Source organism: Pseudomonas sp. Y3 TE3536, from assembly GCF_053629175.1.
In genome coordinates this window covers 1,084,495-1,102,065 of sequence record NZ_JBRJHU010000001.1, presented here as the reverse complement: position 1 = coordinate 1,102,065, position 17,571 = coordinate 1,084,495, and the positions used below count along the sequence as shown (strand labels likewise).

Annotated in this window: 16 protein-coding genes and 3 pseudogenes; 12 read left to right on the top strand and 7 right to left on the bottom strand. The window is 62.9% G+C overall.

Annotated elements, in window-relative coordinates; all coding sequences use genetic code 11:
• Positions 1-34 precede the first annotated feature (34 nt).
• The 7 genes from AB7M33_RS04935 to AB7M33_RS04905 all read left to right on the top strand — a co-directional run bounded on the left by AB7M33_RS04935 (position 35) and on the right by AB7M33_RS04905 (position 7,514).
• Positions 35-2,752 carry a LuxR C-terminal-related transcriptional regulator gene (locus AB7M33_RS04935; protein WP_454242518.1) on the top strand — a complete coding sequence of 906 codons (2,718 nt, stop codon included), beginning with the start codon at positions 35-37 and terminating at the stop codon, positions 2,750-2,752.
• Positions 2,753-2,927: 175 nt separating this feature from the next.
• Positions 2,928-4,535: a tetratricopeptide repeat protein gene (locus tag AB7M33_RS04930; protein ID WP_454242517.1), complete on the top strand. Its 1,608-nt coding sequence runs from the start codon at positions 2,928-2,930 to the stop codon at positions 4,533-4,535.
• Positions 4,532-5,224, top strand: a complete 693-nt coding sequence (locus tag AB7M33_RS04925; protein WP_027594440.1) for a sensor histidine kinase — start codon at positions 4,532-4,534, stop codon at positions 5,222-5,224. Before AB7M33_RS04930 ends, AB7M33_RS04925 begins: the two co-directional genes overlap by 4 nt.
• Before the next feature lie 183 nt (positions 5,225-5,407).
• On the top strand, positions 5,408-5,686 hold the full coding sequence (locus tag AB7M33_RS04920) for an AbrB/MazE/SpoVT family DNA-binding domain-containing protein (RefSeq protein ID WP_454242516.1): 279 nt from the start codon (positions 5,408-5,410) through the stop codon (positions 5,684-5,686).
• On the top strand, positions 5,683-6,030 hold the full coding sequence (locus AB7M33_RS04915) for a type II toxin-antitoxin system ChpB family toxin (protein ID WP_099452919.1): 348 nt from the start codon (positions 5,683-5,685) through the stop codon (positions 6,028-6,030). Before AB7M33_RS04920 ends, AB7M33_RS04915 begins: the two co-directional genes overlap by 4 nt.
• A 19-nt stretch (positions 6,031-6,049) precedes the next feature.
• Positions 6,050-6,694 (top strand): MBL fold metallo-hydrolase, encoded by a 645-nt coding sequence (locus AB7M33_RS04910; protein ID WP_099452920.1) that lies wholly within the window; start codon positions 6,050-6,052, stop codon positions 6,692-6,694.
• Positions 6,695-6,803: 109 nt separating this feature from the next.
• Positions 6,804-7,514 (top strand): OmpA family protein, encoded by a 711-nt coding sequence (locus tag AB7M33_RS04905; RefSeq protein ID WP_027594438.1) that lies wholly within the window; start codon positions 6,804-6,806, stop codon positions 7,512-7,514.
• Positions 7,515-7,735: 221 nt separating this feature from the next.
• On the opposite strand, the gene pta is transcribed toward AB7M33_RS04905, so the two are convergent.
• Both pta and AB7M33_RS04895 read right to left on the bottom strand, forming a co-directional pair.
• Positions 7,736-9,823 (bottom strand): phosphate acetyltransferase, encoded by a 2,088-nt coding sequence (pta, locus tag AB7M33_RS04900; protein ID WP_027594437.1) that lies wholly within the window; start codon positions 9,821-9,823, stop codon positions 7,736-7,738.
• 32 nt (positions 9,824-9,855) lie between these two features.
• Positions 9,856-10,158, bottom strand: a complete 303-nt coding sequence (locus AB7M33_RS04895) for a DUF3565 domain-containing protein (RefSeq protein ID WP_027594436.1) — start codon at positions 10,156-10,158, stop codon at positions 9,856-9,858.
• On the opposite strand from AB7M33_RS04895, the gene AB7M33_RS04890 reads away from it, so the two are divergent.
• Positions 10,157-10,642, top strand: coding sequence for an FKBP-type peptidyl-prolyl cis-trans isomerase (locus AB7M33_RS04890; protein WP_085274095.1), 486 nt, complete (start codon positions 10,157-10,159; stop codon positions 10,640-10,642). The genes AB7M33_RS04895 and AB7M33_RS04890 overlap by 2 nt on opposite strands.
• 145 nt (positions 10,643-10,787) lie before the next feature.
• Positions 10,788-11,270 (top strand): glutathione peroxidase, encoded by a 483-nt coding sequence (locus AB7M33_RS04885; RefSeq protein ID WP_027594434.1) that lies wholly within the window; start codon positions 10,788-10,790, stop codon positions 11,268-11,270.
• 27 nt (positions 11,271-11,297) lie between these two features.
• Here AB7M33_RS04885 and AB7M33_RS04880 read toward each other — a convergent pair whose 3' ends face one another.
• Positions 11,298-12,515 carry a glycosyltransferase family 4 protein gene (locus AB7M33_RS04880; protein ID WP_454242515.1) on the bottom strand — a complete coding sequence of 406 codons (1,218 nt, stop codon included), beginning with the start codon at positions 12,513-12,515 and terminating at the stop codon, positions 11,298-11,300.
• 178 nt (positions 12,516-12,693) lie between these two features.
• On the opposite strand from AB7M33_RS04880, the pseudogene AB7M33_RS04875 reads away from it, so the two are divergent.
• Both AB7M33_RS04875 and AB7M33_RS04870 read left to right on the top strand, forming a co-directional pair.
• Positions 12,694-13,470, top strand: a pseudogene (locus AB7M33_RS04875) (PAS domain-containing protein); the annotation flags it as partial.
• A 108-nt stretch (positions 13,471-13,578) separates the two neighbouring features.
• On the top strand, positions 13,579-14,010 hold the full coding sequence (locus AB7M33_RS04870; protein ID WP_374707398.1) for a methyl-accepting chemotaxis protein: 432 nt from the start codon (positions 13,579-13,581) through the stop codon (positions 14,008-14,010).
• A gap of 112 nt (positions 14,011-14,122) precedes the next feature.
• Here the strand turns inward: AB7M33_RS04870 and cysZ are convergent, their stop codons facing one another.
• Positions 14,123-14,851, bottom strand: a complete 729-nt coding sequence (gene cysZ / locus AB7M33_RS04865) for a sulfate transporter CysZ (RefSeq protein ID WP_027594431.1) — start codon at positions 14,849-14,851, stop codon at positions 14,123-14,125.
• A 329-nt stretch (positions 14,852-15,180) separates the two neighbouring features.
• Between cysZ and trxB the strand changes: the two genes are divergently transcribed.
• The gene (gene trxB / locus AB7M33_RS04860) at positions 15,181-16,143 is read left to right on the top strand and encodes a thioredoxin-disulfide reductase (RefSeq protein ID WP_454242514.1); all 963 of its coding nucleotides are present in this window, start codon (positions 15,181-15,183) and stop codon (positions 16,141-16,143) included.
• 180 nt (positions 16,144-16,323) lie between these two features.
• Here the strand turns inward: trxB and AB7M33_RS04855 are convergent.
• From AB7M33_RS04855 to nadC, 3 genes and pseudogenes are all read right to left on the bottom strand, one after another.
• Positions 16,324-16,422 (bottom strand): annotated as a pseudogene (locus AB7M33_RS04855) (carboxylating nicotinate-nucleotide diphosphorylase); the annotation flags it as partial.
• Positions 16,423-16,495: 73 nt separating this feature from the next.
• Positions 16,496-16,594 (bottom strand): annotated as a pseudogene (locus tag AB7M33_RS04850) (carboxylating nicotinate-nucleotide diphosphorylase); the annotation flags it as partial.
• Positions 16,595-16,667: 73 nt separating this feature from the next.
• Positions 16,668-17,516 carry a carboxylating nicotinate-nucleotide diphosphorylase gene (gene nadC, locus AB7M33_RS04845; protein ID WP_027594429.1) on the bottom strand — a complete coding sequence of 283 codons (849 nt, stop codon included), beginning with the start codon at positions 17,514-17,516 and terminating at the stop codon, positions 16,668-16,670.
• Positions 17,517-17,571 lie beyond the last annotated feature (55 nt).

The following is a 17,571-nucleotide window of genomic DNA, read 5'->3' as shown; positions in this document are numbered from 1 at the left end:
ACCGCCGTTGTCTTCCCTTCAGAACGAGCCGGCCATGACAGATCTGTCCCGTACGCATGGATTCGCCAGCCAGGCCCTAGGCCTGCTGGACGGGCGTTTCTTCCGGCCGCCGCTGCCGGACGGCCATGTGCCGCGTGCGCGGTTGTGTCAGCGTTTGCACGCCGGCCTCAATGGGCGGTTGCTGCTGGTCAACGCACCGGCGGGCTTTGGCAAAAGCTCGCTGGCCATCGAATTCTGCGAATCCCTGCCGGAGCACTGGCGCAGCCTTTGGCTTGGCCTGAGCCAGCGCGATGCCGACCCTGGCCGTTTTCTCGAGCGGCTGCTCGAAGGCCTGCAGCAGTACTGCCCTGCATTGGGTGGACAAGCCATGGGCCTGCTGAAAATGCGCCAGCGCCACCAGCCCTTCGCGTTCGAGGAGTGGATCGACGGCCTGCTCGATGAACTCGCCCAATACCTGCAAGCCGATACGCCTCTGCTGTTGGTGCTGGACGATTACCATTTGGCCCAAGGGCCCGTACTCGACCGCTGCCTGCAGTTTTTCCTCAATCACTTGCCCAGTGGCCTGGTGCTGTTGATCACCAGCCGCCAGCGCCCGGACTGGCACCTGGCGCGCCTGCGCCTGTCACGGCAACTGGTCGAACTCAACGAGCAAGAGCTGCGGCTGACACCCGACGAGTCACTGGCGGTAATCGGCCGCCAACCCACCGGCTTGCGCGGCCAGGCGCTGGATAACCTGATCCAGCGCAGTGACGGCTGGGTGGCCGGGCTGCGCTTCTGGCAGCTGGCCGCCAGCGAGTCCGGTGATGAGCAGGCTTTGCCCCATGCACTGCACGGTGGCGAGGGGCTGATACGCGACTACTTGCTGGAAGAAGTCATCGAGATCCTGCCGGCCGACGTGCAGGCCTTTCTCTACGACACGGCGTGCCAAGAGCGCTTCTGTGCCCAGCTGTGCGATGCCCTGCGTGACCGCCAGGACAGCGCCGATATCCTGCGCTTCCTGCAGGCCCATCAAGTGTTTCTGGTGCCCCTGGACGAGCACGGCCACTGGTTTCGTTACCATCACCTGTTCTCCGACCTGCTGCGAAGCCGCCAGGCCAGCGAACCGCCAGCGCGCCTGCACCTGCGGGCGTGCCGCTGGTTCGAGGCCCAGGGTTTGCTGGACGAGGCGGTTGAGCAGGCGCTGCGGGCCGGCCACCTCGACGTGGCGGCCGACCTGGTGCAGAGCCTCTCCGAGGAGCAACTGCTGGCCGAGCAGAACGTGGGCATGTTGCTGCGCTGGAAGATGGACCTGCCCGACAGCTTGCTGATCAGCACGCCGCGCCTGATCGTGCTGTACAGCTGGGCGTTGGGGCTGGCGTGCCAGCTGGATGCGGCCGAAGAACTGGCAAGCTACCTCAGCCGTTTTCTGCCTGCGCCCTCGGCGACCGCACAGAAGTCCATGCTGGCCCAGTGGCTGGCCCTGAGTGGGGTGATCGCGCGGGGGCGGGGGGATCGCGCGCGTACCCTGGCCTACTGTGGCGAAGCCTTGCAAAGCTTGCCGTGCAAGCGCTACGGCCAGCGCCTGGTGTGCCTGTCGACACTGTCCAACCTGGCCATCACCGATGCCGACTTCTGGCATGCACGCGGCTGGAACCGCGAAGCCCTGGAGCTGGCCCAGCGCGTCGGCAACCCGCTGTTCGAAGCCCTGGCTCATTACGATCGAGCACGGGTGCTGCATGCCCGGGGTGAAGTGTTGCGGGCGCTGGACGAAGTGCGCCAAGGCCTGCAGCGCCTGCAGGGGCTGTCGGGGCAGCGGTTGTACGCCGTACGGGCCAGGCTGACGCTCTACGAGGGTTACCTGCTGGTGTCGCGCCTGCAATCAGCCCAAGGCCGTGCGCGCTTGCGTGCCGGGCTTGGCGAAGCGCGTGCCTGCCGAGACATCAGCGTGCTGATCGGCCATTGCGTCATTGCCACGCTCGATGGCCGCGAAGGCCACTTCGCCGAAGCGTTCGCCGAGCTGGCCGAGGCGGAGCGGCTGATGCACATCTGGGATGTTCCACCGATCTACTACCTGGCCATGATTACCCTGGTGAAGTGCGAACTGTGGTTGGCACAGGGGCGCACCGATCTTGCCGAATCCTGGTTGCTGCGGCTGGGGCAGACCTACGGTGGGGAGCAACCGGCAGCAGCGCCGGAGTTCCACCCGCTATTACCCCTGCATATCGAACTGCAGCAGGCATTGCTCGAGCGTATCCAGTTGCGCACCGAGGCGTCGGTTCAGCGACTGTCAGGGCTGGTCGAACGTGGCGTGGCCAGTGGCGGCATGCTGCTGGCCGTCAGTGCACTGTGCCAGTGGCTCGCCCTGCTGCTCGCTGAAGGCCGAGACGCGCAGGCTGCCGGGCTGCTGCCAAAGGCACTCGAGGCCGCCCAAGGCGGTGTCCTGCAACCGTTCCAGCCCTTGCTCGAAAAACACCCGCAGTGGCTGCACGAGCAGCTTGCAGCGCGCTCGGCTTGCCCGGTCCAGGTCGAACTGCTCAAGCGCCTGCCTCCGTTACCTGCCGTTAGCAGTGGCAGTGGCGAGGCATTGAGTGGGCGGGAGCGGGCCGTGCTTGAGCTGATCGCCCAAGGCTGTTCCAACCAGCAGATCAGCGAACGGCTGTTCATCTCGCTGCACACCGTGAAGACCCATGCCAGCCATATCAACAGCAAACTGGGCGTCGAGCGCCGCACCCAGGCGGTGGCCAAAGCGAAGGCGCTGGGCCTGCTGGCCTGACAGTAGCCGCACCAGGGGTTTGCCCGCTAAAGTAATGGCTTGAGGCTATTACTGGGCCGTTGTTTAGCGCGCTTCGTGCTCTATCCTCATCTTTCCCGGCCGGCTGCCGATACAGCATTCGGTGGTATGCATCGCCTTGCGCGATTTTTCAATCATCCCAATACAGGTCGTGTTGATGCTGCAGTACGGGCAAAAGAGCTTTCTGATCGTCGACGACTTTACCGACTTTCGTACGTCGACCCGTTCCATGTTGCGCGAACTGGGTGTGCGCGACGTGGACACGGCCGACAGCGGCGAGCAGGCGCTGCGCATGTGTGCGCAGAAGCGTTATGACTTCATCCTGCAGGATTTCCACCTGGGCGACGGCAAGAAGAACGGCCAGCAGGTGCTCGAGGACCTGATCCTCGACAAGCACATCAGCCATGAATGCGTGTTCATCATGGTGACCGCCGAGAGCAGCCAGGCCATCGTCCTCAGTGCCATCGAGCATGAGCCCGATGCCTACCTGACCAAGCCGTTCAACCGGGTGGGCCTGGCCCAGCGCGTCGAGAAGCTGTTCCAGCGCAAGACCTTGCTCAAGCCGATCCTCCAGGCGCTGGACCGCGGCCGCCCGGCCGAAGTCCTGGCAGCATGTGCCGAGCTGTGCAAGAAGGACCCGCGTTTCGCCCCCCTGTGCCTGCGCTACCGCGCCGATGCCTTGCGCGGGCTCAATCGCTTCGACGAGCTGGAAAAGTTTCTCAAGGCCATTCTCGCCAGCCGCCCGCAGCCGTGGGTGTATTCGGCGCTGGGCAGCTTGATGCACAAGCGTGGCCAGAATGCCCAGGCCCAGGGTGTGTATGAACAGGCCCTGAAAGCCTTCCCGATCATGCCGGGCCTGTACGACGGCATGGCTGAAGTGCTGGTGGCGCAGGGCGAAACCAAGCGCGCGCAGAACATGCTGGAAGAAGCGGTGCGCCTGTCGCCGCTGTCGGTACGCCGGCAGTCCACGCTGGGCAAGCTGGCGCTGGGCAACGAAGATTTCGAAAGTGCCTCCAAGGCGTTCCGCCATGCCGTGAACCAGGGGCAGAGCTCGCGCTACAAGGATGCCGAGAACAACCTTGGCCTGGTGCAGGCGCTGATGAACAAGAACACAGGTTTTGGCCTGGACGCCCGTACCCGCGTCGAGATCAACACCGTGCTCAGTGAAGTGGCCAAGGAATACCCTGAAGATCAGGGCCTGCAGGTACGCGCCCGCATGATGAAGGCCGCCAGCCTGCAGCAGGCCGGCGATGCCGAGACGGCCGCCAAGCTCACCGAGCAGGCCATGCAGCGTCTGGACAAGATGGAGCAGTTTTTCTCGGTCGATGCCGCGTTGACGGTGGCGGCTCAGCTGCAGGCGTCAGGGCAGGAAGCGGCCGCGCTCGGCGTGCTCAAAAGCTGCGTTGAAAGTTACGGCGACGACCCCAAAGTGATGCAGAGGGTGGCCAAGCTGACGGATGATCCGGCGGTGCTCAATGCGATCACCGAGGCCGTCACCCTCAACCGCCAGGGAGTGCGTAGTTACCAGGGAGGTCAGCTCGACGAAGCGCTGCAGTTGTTCCGCAAGGCCTTGGCCTTGCAACCCAAGAACATCAGCATCGCCCTCAACACCGCCCAGGCGTTGCTGCGCATCGGGGGGGATGACCCACAGCCTGCGATCATGCAGGAATGCCGCGACGCCTTGACCAGCGTGGCCGGCATCCCTGCCAGCGACAACCGCTATGACCGCTATGGCAAACTGCACATCCGAGTGTTCGGCGCATGAATCAAGACAATCAGGGGCTGGATTTTTCCACGGTGATCGCCTCCACCGTGCACGACCTCAAGAACTCCCTGTCCGCGCTGATCCAGTCCCATGACCAGTGGCTGGCGCGGCTGCCTGAAGAGTTGCGCGGCGGCACCGAGCAAGGGGTGATGGAACATGAGTTCCGGCACCTCAACGGTATGCTGGTGCAACTGCTGGGGCTGTACAAACTGGGCGTGAACCAGCTGCCCGTGTGCCCGGACTACCATGAGTTGGATGACTTCATCGAAGCCCAACTGGCCGCCCATCAAGAAGTGCTCAAGCACAACGACATCCTCGCCACCTGGCGCATCGACACCGACAACCCACTGGGCTTCTTCGACCGCGAGCTGGTGGCATCGGTGATCGCCAACGTGATCACCAACGCCACCCGGTTTGCCGGGCATGCGTTGTTGATCAGCATCGAGGAAGAGGCGAATCAACTGGTCATCTGCGTCAACGATGACGGCCCGGGTTATCCACAGCGCATGCTCGAGCGCCAGGAAGAGTTCATCCAGGGCATCGATTCACACAGTGGCAGTACGGGCCTGGGCCTGTATTTCGCTGCGCGGATCGCGGCGCTGCATGAGAGCGATGGGGTGAGGGGGCGGATTGAAATTTCCAATGGCGGGGCGCTGGGGGGCGGGTTGTTCAGGTTGTTCTTGCCGTAAGCTTTTGCGCGGCCAGTTCACCTGATCAGGTATTACCAGATAATGCTGCATCAACGTCGATTCCCAAGACGATGTGAGGCATTTCCTTCTTGTGATGACAGGGCTTTTTTTAAAGCCAGGCGAGTGACAGTGTAGATACGACGTTTCTACATTTCACTTGCAATCACTTGGAGGGTTTCTACTATGTATCTACCTTGGGAGATACTTATGCAGATCAAGATTCAGCAGTGGGGCAACAGCGCGGCGATTCGTCTGCCCGCAGCGGTGCTCAAGCAGATGCAGCTGGGTGTCGGCTCGACGCTGAGCCTGGACACGGCCGGCGAAACGCTGGTGCTCAAGCCCCTCAGAACCAAACCCAAATACACCCTTGAAGCATTGATGGCGCAGTGCGATCTGACCGCACCGGAGCCAGCGGACATGGCCGACTGGAACGCAATGCGCCCAGTGGGGCGGGAAGTGTGAAGCGCGCCAAGTTCGCTAGAGGCGACATCGTTCGCGTCAACCTCGACCCCACCGTCGGCCGAGAGCAGCAGGGCGCCGGGCGACCTGCATTGGTGCTCACGCCGGCAGCCTTCAACGCTGCGGGCCTTGCGGTCATTGTTCCTATCTCCCAAGGTGGCGATTTCGCAAGGCATGCAGGGTTTGCCGTTACCCTCAGCGGTGCAGGCACGCAGACGCAAGGTGTCATGCTCTGCAACCAGATCCGCACTGTGGATCTTGAAGCCAGAAGTGCCAAGCATGTTGAAACCGTTCCCGAAGTCGTCGTCCTCGATGCGCTGGCTCGGGTACAAACCCTCTTCGATTAACTGGTTCTTGTGTTCACCCATGGAAATGACACCGTCAGCGCTCATCCGCGAAACCTTCCCCGTAGGTCCCCTACAGTGCAACTGCACCTTGATCGGCGACCCATTGACCAAAAAGGCCATCGTCGTCGACCCAGGCGGTGACCCGGACAAGATCCTCGCGCGCCTGCAGGCCCATGGCTTGACCCTGGTGAGCATCATCCACACCCACGCGCACTTCGATCACTTCCTCGCCTCGGGCAAGCTCAAGGAGCTGACCGGCGCGACGTTGCACCTGCACAAGGACGACCAGTCGCTGTGGGACAACCTGGAGATGCAATGCCAGATGTTCGGCGTGCCCTACACCCCGGTGCCGCCGCCAGACCGCTGGTTGAGTGATGACGAGGCGCTGGCCTGTGGGTGTGGCGTGGCCTTGCACACCCCAGGGCACACGCCGGGTTCGATGAGTTTCTGGTTTGCCGATGCCAAGCTGCTGATTGCCGGCGACACCCTGTTCCGTCGCGGTATTGGCCGCACCGATTTGTGGGGTGGCGATCAGCGGGCTATCGTTCGTTCGATCAAGGAGCGGCTGTACCGGCTGGATGAAGAGGCCATCGTGGTCACCGGCCACGGGCCAGACACCCGCCTGGGTGACGAGATGCGCGAGAACCCGTTCGTGCGGGCATGAACCTGCATGAAAAGGTGTTCATGGAATTTTTTGCCGTCTGGGCAATCCAAGGCTGGCATAGATCCATTCGCGGTCTGCCGCATTTATGAATTTCAGTAGGAGCTTGTCCATGTTCACCATGCGTCGTCTGATTATCGTCGCAACCGCCGCCGCCCTGATGACGGGCTGCGCCAGCCAGAACCCGTACGACAACCAGGGTCAGGCGCAGGGCTCCACGGGGATGAGCAAGACCGCCAAGTACGGCGGCCTGGGCGCGCTGGCCGGTGCCATCGCCGGCGCCGCCATCGACCACAACAACCGCGGTAAAGGCGCACTGATCGGCGCTGCCGCAGTGGGTGCCGCCGCCGCAGGCTACGGCTACTACGCCGACAAGCAGGAAGCCGAACTGCGCGCGCAAATGGCCAACACCGGCGTCGAAGTGCAGCGCCAGGGTGACCAGATCAAGCTGATCATGCCCGGCAACATCACCTTCGCCACCGACTCGGCCAACATCGCGCCAAGCTTCTACTCGCCGCTGAACAACCTGGCCGGCTCGTTCAAGCAGTTCAACCAGAACACCATCGAAGTGGTTGGCTTCACCGACAGCACCGGCAGCCGCCAGCACAACATGGACCTGTCCCAGCGCCGTGCGCAAGCGGTCAGCACCTACCTGACTTCGCAGGGTGTCGATGCTTCGCGTATTTCGGCGCGTGGCATGGGCCCGGACCAGCCGATCGCCAGCAATGCCGATGCTAACGGCCGTGCGCAAAACCGTCGTGTCGAGGTCAACCTGAAGCCGATTCCTGGCCAGCAGTATGACCAGGGCCAAGTTCAGCAGTAAGGCCACAACACAGGGGCCGCTGTGCGGCCCAATCGCCGGCAAGCCGACTCCCACATGACCGTGTGGGCCTCAAGTCCTGTGGGAGCAACTGTCTTGTGGTGCTTGTGCCGGCCTCATCGCTGGCAAGCCAGCTCCCACAGGTGCGGCGCTAGCCTTTGAGGCTACACAGTTCGGGTGGGAGCCGGCTTGCCGGCGATTGGGCTGCACAGCAGCCCCTGGATTCAGCGTACGACGCTGGCCTGGATCGCCGTCAGGGCGATGGTATGCACGATGTCATCCACCTGAGCCCCCCGCGGCAAATCGTTCACCGGCTTACGCAAACCCTGCAGCATCGGCCCCAGGCTGACCCCATCGGCGCTGCGCTGCACCGCTTTGTGCGTGGTGTTGCCGGTATTCAGATCAGGGAACACGAACACCGTGGCACGCCCGGCAACCGGGCTGTTCGGTGCCAGCTCGCGGGCAATGGCCGGGTTGGCCGCCGCGTCATACTGCAAGGGCCCATCGATCAGCAGATCGTGCGCGGCGCCCTGCGCCAAGCGGGTCGCTTCACGCACCTTGTCGACTTCTTCATCGCTCGCCGAATCGCTTGAATAACTGATCATCGCCACCCGCGGCGCGATGCCGAAGGTGTGTGCCGATTCGGCGCTCTGCTGGGCAATTTCTGCCAGTTCAGCGGCACTTGGGTGCGGGTTCATCACGCAGTCGCCGTACACCAGCACCTGCTCGGGGAACAGCATGAAGAATACCGAGGACACCAGGCTGGCACCTGGCGCGGTCTTGATCAGCTGCAGGGCAGGGCGGATGGTGTTGGCGGTGGAGTGCACCAGGCCCGACACCAGGCCGTCGACTTCATCCAGGGCCAACATCATGGTGCCGATCACCACCGGGTCTTCCAGCTGCTGCTCAGCCATCGGGGCGTTGAGGTTCTTGCTCTTGCGCAGGTTGACCATCGGTTCGACATAGCGCCCGCGAATCAACTCAGGGTCGAGTATCTCCAGGTCCGCAGGCAAGGTAATGCCCTGCGCACGGGCGACCGCTTCGACTTCTTCCGGCTTGGCCAGCAGCACGCAACGCGCAATGCCACGGGCCTGGCAGATCGCTGCCGCCTGTACCAGCAGCGGTTCGGCGCCTTCTGGCAGGACGATGCGTTTGTTGGCCTGTTGCGCGCGCTGGATCAGTTGGTAGCGGAACACCGCAGGCGACAGGCGCAACTCGCGTGGTGTGCCGCAGCGCTGGTGCAACCAGGCAGCGTCGAGGTGGCTGGCGACAAAGTCGGTGATGAATTCGGCACGTTCGCGGTCATCCACCGGGATCTCGCGGTTCAGCGAATTGAGCTGGTTGGCCGTGTCGTACGAACCCGTACTCACCGACAGAATCGGCAGGCCGGCCTGCAAGGCGCCGCGGCACAAGCCGAGGATGCGTGCGTCGGGCTTGCTGTCACTGGTCAGCAGCAGGCCGGCCAGGGGCACGCCATTGATCGCCGCCAGGCTTACGGCAAGGATGATGTCGTCGCGGTCACCCGGGGTCACCACCAAGGTGCCAGGGGTGAGCAGCGGCACGGTGTTGGCCACCGTGCGCGCACAAATGATGATCTTGCTCATGCGCCGCTGCTCGTAATCGCCCGCGTTGAGCACTTGGGCCCCCAGCAGGTCGGCCACGTCGCGGGTGCGTGGGGCATTCAGCTCGGGCTGGTAAGGGATGCAGCCGAGCAGGCGGAAGTCGTTGCCGCGCAGAAGTGGCGAGTGTTCGCGCAGGCGGGTGGCGAAGTCCGCCATGCTTTCGTCGGTGCGCACCTTGTTGAGGATCACCCCCAGCACTTTCGGGTCGCGGGGGCCGCCGAACAGCTGGGCCTGCAGCTCGACGCGGCCGGACAGCTCGCTGAGTACCTCGTTTTCGGGCGCCGAAACCAGTATCACCTCGGCATCCAGGCTCTTGGCCAGGTGCAGGTTGACCCGCGCCGCGTAACTGGCGTGGCGGGTAGGCACCATGCCTTCGACCACGACCACGTCATTGCCGATGCAGGCTTGCTGGTAGAGGCGGATGATTTCCTCCAGCAGCTCGTCCAGCTGGCCATCGCCGAGCATGCGCTCGACGTGGGCCAGGCTCAGCGGCATGGGCGGTTTGATACCGTGGGTGCGTGCGACCAGTTCGGTGGAGCGTTCCGGGCCGGTGTCACCTGGGTGGGGCTGGGCGATCGGCTTGAAAAAGCCGACCTTCAGGCCTGCGCGCTCAAGGGTGCGTACCAGGCCGAGGCTGATCGACGTCAGGCCGACACCAAAGTCGGTCGGCGCTATGAAAAAAGTTTGCATGCGTGCTTCTCGAATTAAAGCGGTGCAAGGAATCAACGGCCAAGGGTAGCGCTATCGGCTGCCTGTGCACACCAGCCACACGCGAAAGCCTCGCCGATGCGCTGTTGGCGCTGCTCGGCATCGAGCACCCAAGGGCGCGCTTGCCAGGGCGGTTGGTGACGAAGGTGCTGGGTGTGGCCGCACGACAACTCGACCACCCAGTGGCCTTCTTCGTCCTGATGGAAGCCAGTGATCCGACTGATGGGCTGTTCCTCGGCCGAGGCGCGTTCGCAATCGGGCGATGGCTTGGTTACACTTGTCCGCTCTACATACTTTTGCAAAAGGTCTTGCCCCATGCTGATCGCCGCCAACAAGGCTGTCTCCATCGACTATACCCTGACCAACGACGCCGGGGAGACCATCGACAGCTCCGCCGGTGGCGCGCCGCTGGTTTACCTGCACGGTGCCGGCAACATCATCCCGGGCCTGGAAAAGGCCCTGGAAGGCAAGCAGGCCGGTGACGAGCTGAACGTTTCCATCGAGCCAGAAGATGCCTACGGTGAATACCTGGCCGAGCTGGTCAGCACCCTGAACCGCAGCCTGTTCGAAGGCGTCGACGAGCTGGAAGTCGGCATGCAGTTCCACGCGTCGGCGCCGGATGGCCAGATGCAGATCGTCACCATTCGCGACATCGACGGCGACGACGTCACCGTTGACGGCAACCACCCGCTGGCCGGCCAGCGCCTGACCTTCCAGGTCAAGGTTGTCGACGTGCGTGACGCCAGCGAAGAAGAAATCGCGCACCGTCACATCCACGGTGAAGGTGGCCATCACCACTGATTTTCTGCGCTAAGCTCAGAGAGTCGCCAGGCGCTCGGGCAAGCCGATTTGCCTTCCCAACGGGAGGTGGACGGCTTGGACGAGCGCTTTTTTATTGGGCGGATTTCGCCCTGCGGCCATCGGGAACCTGAGAGGGGATTACATCATGAGTGCTTTTCACGACCTGAAATTGGAGGCGCTGAACGGCGGGGAACTGCCCCTCGCACCGTTCAAGGGCCAAGTGGTGCTGGTGGTCAATGTTGCCTCCAAGTGTGGCCTGACGCCGCAATACGCTTCGCTGGAGACGCTGCATCAGCAGTTCAAGGGCAAAGGCTTCAGCGTTTTGGGGCTGCCGTGCAACCAGTTTGCCGGCCAGGAGCCCGGCAGCGAGAAAGAGATCCAGGAGTTCTGCAGCCTCAACTATGGTGTCAGCTTCCCGCTGGGCGCCAAGCTTGAGGTCAACGGGGCGCACCGCCATTCGCTGTATCGCCTGCTGGCGGGGGAAGGTGCTGAGTTTCCAGGCGACATCACCTGGAACTTCGAAAAGTTTCTGGTGGGCAAGGATGGGCGCGTGCTGGCGCGTTTCTCGCCGCGCACTGCGCCGGATGATCCAGCCGTGGTTCAGGCCATCGAGAAGGCGCTGGGCTGAAACATGGGCGCGCGCGGCGGCTGAAGGTCAGCCGCGATGCGCTGTCGAACCTGGCTTGATCGCCAGTGCAGCACCTGAAGCTTTTTGCGTGTCGCCTGTGCGTTGTTTGCAAGCACTGCACAGGTAGGTTTCGAACTGCTCGACAATCGCCGGCCAGCCCTGTCGGCTGGCGTGCTGCCGTGCGTTCAGGCGCACCCGGCGCAGGGTTTCTTCCTCTTCCAGTAGCCAGCAAGCGGCATCGATGAAGGCCGCCTGGTCGCCGGGCATCGCCAACGCACCGCTATGGCCATGCCGAATGTGCTGAGCAGCCGCTGCCTCATCATAGGCGACCACCGCCAAGCCTGAGGCCATGCCTTCGAGCACCACATTGCCAAAGGTTTCGGTCAGGCTCGGGAACAGGAACAGGTCACCGCTGGCATAGTGCTCGGCCAGCACCTCGCCCCGCTGGGCACCACAGAACACGGCATCAGGCACCTGCTGCTGCAAGGTGGCGCGCTGTGGGCCGTCACCGACCACGATCAGGCGCAAGCGCTTGTGTGGATAAGTCTTCTGCAGGGTGTCCAGGCACGGTCGCAGTACCCCTAGGTTTTTTTCCGCCGCCAGCCGGCCGACATGCAGCACGACGATATCGTCCGGCCCGACCCCCCAGCTTTCGCGCAGCGCCTGGCTGCGCCGGGCCGGGTTGAACAGGCAGGCGTCGACGCCACGGGCCAACAGGTCCAGGCGCTCGAAACCACGACGCTCCAACTCCAGGCGCTGGCTGACGCTGGGCACCAGGGTGATTGCCGTGCGGCGATGGAACCAGCGCAGGTAATGGGTGAGCAGGCGTGCCAGCAAGCCCAAGCCGTACTGGCCGGAATACTGCGGGAAGTTGGTATGGAACCCGCTGACCACCGGCACCCCCAGGCGCCGTGCCGCACGCAATGCGCTCAACCCCAAAGGCCCCTCGGTGGCGATGTACAGCACGTCCGGTCGCTGCCTGCGCCAACGCCGCAACAGCCGGTGCATCGACACTTCGCCCCATTGCAGGCCGGGGTAGCCGGGCAACGCCCAACCGCGGCACAGCATCAGCTGCGGATCGTTGTGCACAGGCTCCTCGCCGGCTTGGCGGGGGCGGACGATCTCGATGTCATGCCCGCGTTGGCGCAACCCTTCGCTGAGGCGGCCAAGGGTGTTGGCGACACCGTTGATCTCGGGTGGGAAGGTTTCGCTGACGAGGGTGATGCGTAGGGCGGGTGTATTCATGACAAAAAGTTTCCGCTTGCATCATTGCGCCGATGTGACGGCCTTGTGACGTGCAAATGACGCCTGATTGCCGGCTGTTTCAATTGTGTGAATATTTGCGTGGGCGGCGCTCAAGAACCTGGCAGTGGCAGCCGATGAAGATGCATTCGATTACGTGCTGCGCTCCAGGAGAGCGGTGATGTTCAACAACAAGCTCAAGCAAGAAATCCAGCAGTTGCGCGAAGACCTGCTGTCGGTCGAACAGGTCAAGTGCAGCCTCGACAGCGAGATGCTGGTGCTCCAACTCGACCCCCAGGGACGGATCGAGATGGTCAACGGCAACTTCGAGAGCGAGATGCTCTACCGTGCCGACCAATTGCTTGGACGCAAACTCGAGGACATTGTCCCGGCCCACGTGAAGTCGCTCGACTTCTACCAACGCATGAAAAGCGCGATCAGCCGGGGCGAGCACCTCAACGGGGCGTTCCGCCTGCTGCGCGGCAATGGCCAGGAAGCCTGGTTGCGCTCGATTCTGCAGCCGGTCAAGAACAGCGAAGGGCGCATCAAGTATTTCACCCTGCACTCGAGCGACCTCACTCGCACCATCGAGACCTCCCGTGAGCACGAAAGCCTGATCAAGGCCCTGATGCGCTCGACCGCAGTCATCGAATTCGGCCTTGATGGCACCATCCTGACCGCCAACGAACGGTTTCTGACGTCGGTCGGTTATCGGCTTGAACAGATACGCGGCAAGCATCACCGCATTTTCTGCGAACCCGAAGAGGCCAATTCGGCGGGCTATCAGGCGTTCTGGGACAAGCTGCGCCGTGGCGAATACGTGGCTGAGCGCTTCAAGCGTATCGATGCCCATGGCCGGGTAATCTGGCTGGAAGCGTCCTACAACCCGATCTTCGACGCCCATGATGTGCTGTACAAAGTGGTCAAGTTCGCCACCGTGATCACCGACCAGGTCAACCAGGAGCAGGCGGTTGCCGAAGCGGCGGACATCGCCTTCAACACCTCGCTGAGCACTGACGCCAGCGCGCGCAAGGCCACCGACGTAGTCACGCAGACGGTAAACGTCATGCGTGGCCTGGAGTCGTCGATGCAAAACGCCGCCGAGGGCATTCAGGCGTTGGACACCCAGTCGCGGGTGATCGGCTCGATCATCAAGACCATCAGTGACATTGCCGGGCAGACCAACCTGCTGGCGCTCAACGCTGCCATCGAGGCGGCCCGGGCGGGCGAGCAGGGGCGTGGTTTTGCCGTGGTCGCCGACGAAGTGCGCCAGCTGGCCTCGCGTACCAGCACGGCCACCGAAGAGATTGCCCGGGTGGTGCAGCAGAACGAGCAATTGGCCCAGGCTGCGGTGGCGATCATCGACACCAGCAAGCGCCAGGCCGAGCAGGGGCTGTCGTTGGCCGATGAAACCGGCAACGTGATCGTCGAAATCCAGGAGGGGGCGAAGCGGGTGGTGGATGTAGTGGGGCAGTTTTCCAGCCGGCTCGGTCAATGACGGTAGGAGCAGCCTTGTGCTGCGAAGAGGCCAGTACTAGCCACAGACAGGTATTGTCAGTAATGGCCTCTTCGCAGCGCAAGGCTGCTCCTACACAGGGCAGCGTTTGGATTTAGTCGCGTTCACGCACCCAGAACAACGTAGCCCCCGCCACTGCGGCCGGCATCATCAGTACGTTCACCACCGGCACCATCAGCGCCAGGTAGGTGATGCCGCCAAAGCCCAGCGACTGCCAGCGCTTCTGGCGCAGCCAGGCGAGCATGTCCTGCCAGCTCATCTTGTTGTTGTCCGCCGGGTAGTCGATGTACTGGATAGCCATCATCCACACACCAAAGATCAGCCACAGCGGCGCGGCGACCACGTTGACCACCGGGATCAGCGACAGGATGAACAGGCCGATGGCCCGTGGCAGGAAGTAACCCAGCTTGCGCATCTCGCGGCCAAAGGTGCGCGGCACCATGGCCACCAGCTCGGCCCAGCTGAAGGCTGGGAAGTTGTCTTGGCCGCGCACCACCACTTCGACCTTCTCGGCCAGAAAACCGTTGAACGGCGCCGCAATGACGTTGGCCACCAGGGTGAAGGTGAAGAACACCATCAGCACCACCAAGGCGACGAACAGTGGCCACAGAATGTAGGTGAGGAAGCTCAACCAGCTGGGCAGGGTTGGCATCAGGGCGTCGACCCAGACACTGAACTGATGGCCGGCAAAGTAGATCAGGCCACCAAACAGCAGCAGGTTGACCGCCAGGGGCAACAGCACGAACAACCGCAGGTTCGGGCTCAGCACCAGTTTCAGGCCTTCGCGCAGGTACTGGGGGCCAGAGAGGACAGGGGCTTGCATCGAGACACTCCGAACAGAAGGAAAACGCGCTGACCTTACCGAGTTTGTCGCGCCGACGAAAGGCGGGCGATGTTGGCGAAATCGGCTGTAACAAAAGCGCCAGGGCGTTTTTCGTGAATGAAATTGCTGGATAGACAATGCCTATGAGGTGGATTGTCGAAGGATATTTCCTTAATCTTTGCGACCTCGCTACAGTGCGCTCAACTTTTAGGTTTTGGATCGACGCGTAGTAGCCTTCCCCAAGGTTGCGTGGGTCCTTTTTAAATTCCAGCTGGCACCGCCGGCACACCGATGCTGGCCCTGTGCGGCCGGCTCGACAGGAGTTCGACATGTCTGAAGTACGTCATTCGCGCGTCATCATCCTCGGTTCCGGCCCTGCCGGTTACAGCGCCGCAGTCTATGCCGCCCGTGCCAACCTCAAGCCGCTGCTGATCACTGGCATGCAGGCCGGTGGCCAGCTGACCACCACCACCGAAGTCGACAACTGGCCGGGCGACCCCCATGGCCTGACCGGCCCAGCCCTGATGCAGCGCATGCAAGAGCACGCCGAGCGCTTCGAGACCGAGATCGTCTTCGACCACATCAACGCTGTCGACCTGGCCAACAAGCCTTTCACCCTGCAGGGTGACAGTGGCACCTACACCTGCGACGCACTGATCGTTGCCACCGGCGCCAGCGCTCGTTACCTGGGCCTGCCGTCGGAAGAAACCTTCATGGGCAAGGGCGTTTCGGCCTGCGCTACCTGTGACGGCTTCTTCTACCGCAACAAGCCGGTAGCAGTCGTCGGCGGCGGCAACACTGCCGTTGAAGAGGCCCTGTACCTGGCCAACATCGCCAGCAAAGTGACCCTGGTTCACCGCCGCGAAACCTTCCGCGCCGAGAAGATCCTGGTCGACAAGCTGAACGCCCGTGTGGCCGAAGGCAAGATCGAGCTCAAGCTCAATGCCACCCTGGACGAAGTGCTGGGTGACAACATGGGCGTGACCGGTGCGCGTCTGAAGAACAACGATGGCAGCAGCGATGAAATCAAGGTCGACGGCGTGTTCATCGCCATTGGCCACACCCCGAACACCTCGCTGTTCGAAGGCCAGCTGACCCTTAAGGACGGCTACCTGGTGGTCAACGGCGGCCGCGAAGGCAACGCCACTGCCACCAACGTCGAAGGTGTGTTCGCTGCGGGCGACGTGGCCGACCACGTTTACCGTCAGGCGATTACCTCGGCCGGCGCAGGCTGCATGGCCGCACTGGACGTCGAGCGCTACCTGGACGGCCTGGCCAACGCCACGTTCTGATCCACGCCCGAAAAAAACCGGCCATTTGGCCGGTTTTTTTATGCCTGAGATTTGCTGCGCCTGTGCGGGCCTCTTCGCGGGTAAACCCGCTCCCACAGGGGGCGCACATTACTCAAGCCTGCGGTGATCCTGTGGGAGCGGGTTTACCCGCGAAGAGGGCGGTACAAGCACCGCGTCCTCTCAGAGGCTCAAACGCATCGACAGGTCTACGGCCTTCACATCCTTGGTCATGGCACCAATGGAGATGTAGTCGACGCCGGTCTCCCACAGGGGGCGCACATTACTCAAGCCTGCGGTGATCCTGTGGGAGCGGGTTTACCCGCGAAGAGGGCGGTACAAGCACCGCGTCCTCTCAGAGGCTCAAACGCATCGACAGGTCTACGGCCTTCACATCCTTGGTCATCGCACCAATGGAGATGTAGTCGACGCCGGTCTCCCACAGGGGGCGCACATTACTCAAGCCTGCGGTGATCCTGTGGGAGCGGGTTTACCCGTGAAGAGGGCGGTACAAGCACCGCGTCCTCTCAGAGGCTCAAACGCATCGACAGGTCTACGGCCTTCACATCCTTGGTCATGGCACCAATGGAGATGTAGTCGACGCCGGTCTCGGCAATTACCCGCAAGGTGCTCTCGTTGACGCCGCCGCTGGCCTCGAGTTTGGCCTTGCCCGCAGTGATGTGCACCGCTTCGCGCATTTCGTCCAGGGTCAGCTCGTCGAGCATGACGATATCCGCACCCGCATTCAGCGCCTGGCGCAGTTCATCCAGGCTTTCCACCTCGATTTCCACCGGCTTGCCAGGGGCGATGCGGTGCGCTGCCGCCACTGCCTCGGCCACGCCACCGCTGGCGGCGATGTGGTTTTCCTTGATCAGGAAGGCATCGTAAAGGCCGATGCGGTGGTTGTCGCAACCGCCACAGGTGACCGCGTATTTCTGCGCCAGGCGCAGGCCGGGAAGGGTCTTGCGGGTGTCTAGCAGGCGCACTTGGGTACCTGCGACCAAGTCGGCCAGAAAGCGTGCGCGCGTGGCGACGCCCGACAGCATCTGCAGGAAGTTGAGCGCGCTGCGCTCACCGCTGAGCAGCGAGCGTGCCGGGCCTTCCAGGTGGAACAGCGGCTGGTTGGCCAGCGCGCGGTCGCCATCGGCCACTTGCCAGTGCACCGCCACCCGCGGGTCGAGCTGGCGGAACACGGCGTCGACCCAGGCGGTGCCAGCGATCACGCAGTCCTCGCGGGTAATGATGGTCGCCTTGGCCAGGCGTTCGGCCGGGATCAACTGCGCGGTGATATCGCCACTGCCGATGTCCTCCAACAGTGCACGGCGCACGTTGGCTTCGATTTCAGCGGTCAGGTCGGCGAGGCGTAGGTTCGGCATGGTCGGCTCCACAAGCTAGATGCCCGCGATTATAGGGCAGGGGAGCGGTGTGTAC